This is a genomic window from Rhodovulum sp. (assembly GCF_011048875.1).
Lineage (GTDB): Bacteria > Pseudomonadota > Alphaproteobacteria > Rhodobacterales > Rhodobacteraceae > Rhodovulum > Rhodovulum tesquicola.
The window spans coordinates 1-2814 of the sequence record NZ_DSDD01000077.1 but is presented as its reverse complement, the minus strand read 5'-3'; the positions used below and the strand labels follow the sequence as shown (position 1 = coordinate 2814).

Below are 2814 nucleotides of genomic sequence, written 5' to 3'. Positions count from 1 at the left end.
CCTGGAGCCAGGTCACGCTACCATCCTTGCGGACCCGCGGGAACTGGTCGGTGAAGGATTTGCCGCCGGCCAGGTCCTGCCAGAAGCGGCGGTAGTCCTCGGTCTGCGCATGGGTCCGGTCGATGAACATCGAATGGTGCCTGCCCGCGACCTCGGACAGGGAATAGCCCACCGTCTTAAGAAAATTCTCGTTCGCGGTCAGGATCGTCCCGTCCGGTTCGAACTGGATCGTCGCATGGGTCCGGTCGATGACCGACATGAAGGTGGCCGCCATATGTGCCTCGTCGGCAACAGGAGCCGCCTTTTTCGCCTTGAAGAACATTCCCGAATTCCCTGGCCGGTTCGCCGCTTTCCCGAACTCTTGTCGATTACCCCTAAGAAGAGGTTTAGATGTCGAACAATTCGGGGAGTTTTCCGGTCGCGGCCGGGGCGGGATTATGCAGCCCGGCGGGGGCTGCGGCGGTGGGGCGGCGTTCAGGCGTTGAACAGGAAATGCAGCACGTCGCCGTCCTGCACGACATAGGCCTTGCCCTCGGCGCGCATCTTCCCGGCATCCTTGGCCGCCTGTTCGCCGCCCAGCGTGACGTAATCGTCATAGGCGATGGTCTCGGCCCGGATGAAGCCACGCTCGAAATCGCCATGGATCACCCCGGCGGCCCTGGGGGCGGATGTGCCCTGCGCGATCGTCCAGGCGCGGGCTTCCTTGGGGCCGACGGTGAAATAGGTCTGCAATCCCAGAAGCTTGTAGCCCGCCTTGATGAGCCGGTCGAGCCCGGCCTCGTCCAGCCCCAGCTCGGCCAGGAACTCGCGCGCCTCCTCGGGGTCAAGCTGGCTGATCTCTTCCTCGATGCGCGCCGAGATGACCACGGAGGCCGCGCCCTGGGCCTCGGCCATGCGGGCGACGGCGGCGGAATGGGCATTGCCCTCCGCGGCCTCGGCCTCGGAGACGTTGCAGACGTAAAGGACGGGTTTCGCGGTCAGAAGCTGGAGCATGTCCCAGAGGCGGGCATCCTCGTCGGCGACCTGGACGGTGCGGGCGGGCCGGCCCTGTTCCAGCGCGGCGAGTGCGGTTTTCAGCAGGCGTTCCTGCGCGATGGCCTCCTTGTCGCCGCCCTTGACCTTGCGCACGAGGTTCTGAAGCCGTCGCTCGATCGATTCCATGTCGGCGATCATCAGCTCGGTCTCGATCACCTCGGCATCCGCCACCGGGTCCACCCGGCCCTCGACATGGGTGACGTCATCATCCTCGAAACAGCGCAGGACATGAGCGATGGCGTCGCATTCGCGGATATTGGCCAGGAACTGGTTGCCCAGGCCCTCGCCCCTGGAGGCGCCCTTCACCAGCCCCGCGATATCGACGAAGGTCATCCGCGCGGGGACGATCTGTTTCGATCCGGCGATGGCGGCCAGCTTGTCGAGCCGCGCATCAGGCACCGCGACCTCGCCCACATTGGGCTCGATCGTGCAAAAGGGGAAATTCGCCGCCTGCGCCGCCGCGGTGCGGGTCAGCGCGTTGAACAGCGTCGACTTGCCCACATTGGGCAGCCCCACGATTCCGGTCTTGAAGCCCATCTGCTGTCTCTCCCGCCGAGGTCCGCGCGCATGTAGGGGCTGGCGGTGGGCGGCGTCAAGCGACGCGGCGGCCAAAGCGCCCATTGATTTTCCCCGCCCACTGCCGCAAACCGCGTGCGACAGGACCGGGGGAGGACAGACATGACCCGCATCGACGCCAGGTTCGCCGCGCTGAAAGCCGAGAGCCGCAAGGCCTTTGTCGCCTATGTGATGGCGGGCGATCCGGATTACGCGACCTCGCTGGAGCTGGTGCAGGGGCTGCCGGGCGCGGGGGTGGACATCATCGAACTGGGCATGCCCTTTACCGATCCGATGGCGGACGGGCCGACGATCCAGTTGGCCGGGCAGCGCGCGCTGGAGGGCGGGCAGACCCTGCAGAAGACGCTGGACATGGCGCGGGCGTTTCGCGCGAGCGATGACGAGACGCCGATCGTGATGATGGGATATTACAATCCGATCCATAACCGGGGCGTGGAGCGGTTCCTGGCCGATGCGAAGGAGGCCGGGATCGACGGGCTGATCGTGGTGGACCTGCCACCCGAGGAGGATGAGGAGTTGTGCATCCCCGCGCAGGCGGCGGGGCTGAACTTCATCCGGCTGGCCACGCCGACGACCGATGACAAGCGCCTGCCCGAGGTGCTGCAGAACACCAGCGGGTTCGTCTATTACGTCTCGATCACCGGGATCACCGGGGCGGCGGCGGCCGAGGCGGCGGATGTCGGCCCCGAGGTGGCCCGGATCAAGGCGCGGACCGATCTGCCGGTGATCGTGGGCTTCGGCATCCGCAGCCCCGAGACGGCCGAGGCCATCGCCGCCGTGGCCGATGGGGCGGTGGTCGGCTCGGCCATCGTCAAGCTGGTCGAGGAGGGCCGCCCGGTGCCCGAGATCCTCGACTATGTCGCGGGGCTGGCCGAGGGGGCGCACCGGGCCTGATTACAGAGTATGAAAGCAGAGCCCTTGTAATGACTCTTTTCACGGATCGAGAGACAGGACCGCGGCCCAGAACCGTGACCACTATTGATCGCCGCGTTGAGCGGGCGTTTGCGGCAATGCTACGCGGTTTCCAAAACCGAGACGCCTTCGGGATCGACTTCCGGAACGTCTGATAAACGGCTTCGCCAGCGCCGAGATGGCTGCCTGAGCGCTTCGGCCGCTGCGAGACGGAGTTTTTGTGGCTCGTTTCGTGTTTTCAGGCCCGCCAGATGGGCGGTCTGGCAGATTTCGGGCAGACTCGTCCTCATG

4 protein-coding genes are annotated in these 2814 nt (G+C 66.0%); 1 reads left to right on the top strand and 3 read right to left on the bottom strand.

Going from position 1 to position 2814, the window contains the following annotated elements; translation table 11 throughout:
• Both ENN83_RS02620 and ychF read right to left on the bottom strand, forming a co-directional pair.
• Positions 1-322, bottom strand: a 322-nt coding sequence (locus ENN83_RS02620; RefSeq protein WP_287183743.1) for a PAS domain S-box protein, incomplete at its 3' end; no start/stop codon positions are given.
• 152 nt (positions 323-474) lie between these two features.
• Positions 475-1572 carry a redox-regulated ATPase YchF gene (gene ychF / locus ENN83_RS02615; RefSeq protein WP_287183741.1) on the bottom strand — a complete coding sequence of 366 codons (1098 nt, stop codon included), beginning with the start codon at positions 1570-1572 and terminating at the stop codon, positions 475-477.
• Between the two features lie 141 nt (positions 1573-1713).
• Between ychF and trpA the strand changes: the two genes are divergently transcribed.
• Positions 1714-2505 carry a tryptophan synthase subunit alpha gene (trpA, locus tag ENN83_RS02610; RefSeq protein ID WP_287183738.1) on the top strand — a complete coding sequence of 264 codons (792 nt, stop codon included), beginning with the start codon at positions 1714-1716 and terminating at the stop codon, positions 2503-2505.
• A gap of 119 nt (positions 2506-2624) precedes the next feature.
• Here the strand turns inward: trpA and ENN83_RS02605 are convergent.
• The coding region (locus ENN83_RS02605; RefSeq protein WP_287183736.1) for a hypothetical protein at positions 2625-2814 on the bottom strand (190 nt) is incomplete at its 5' end.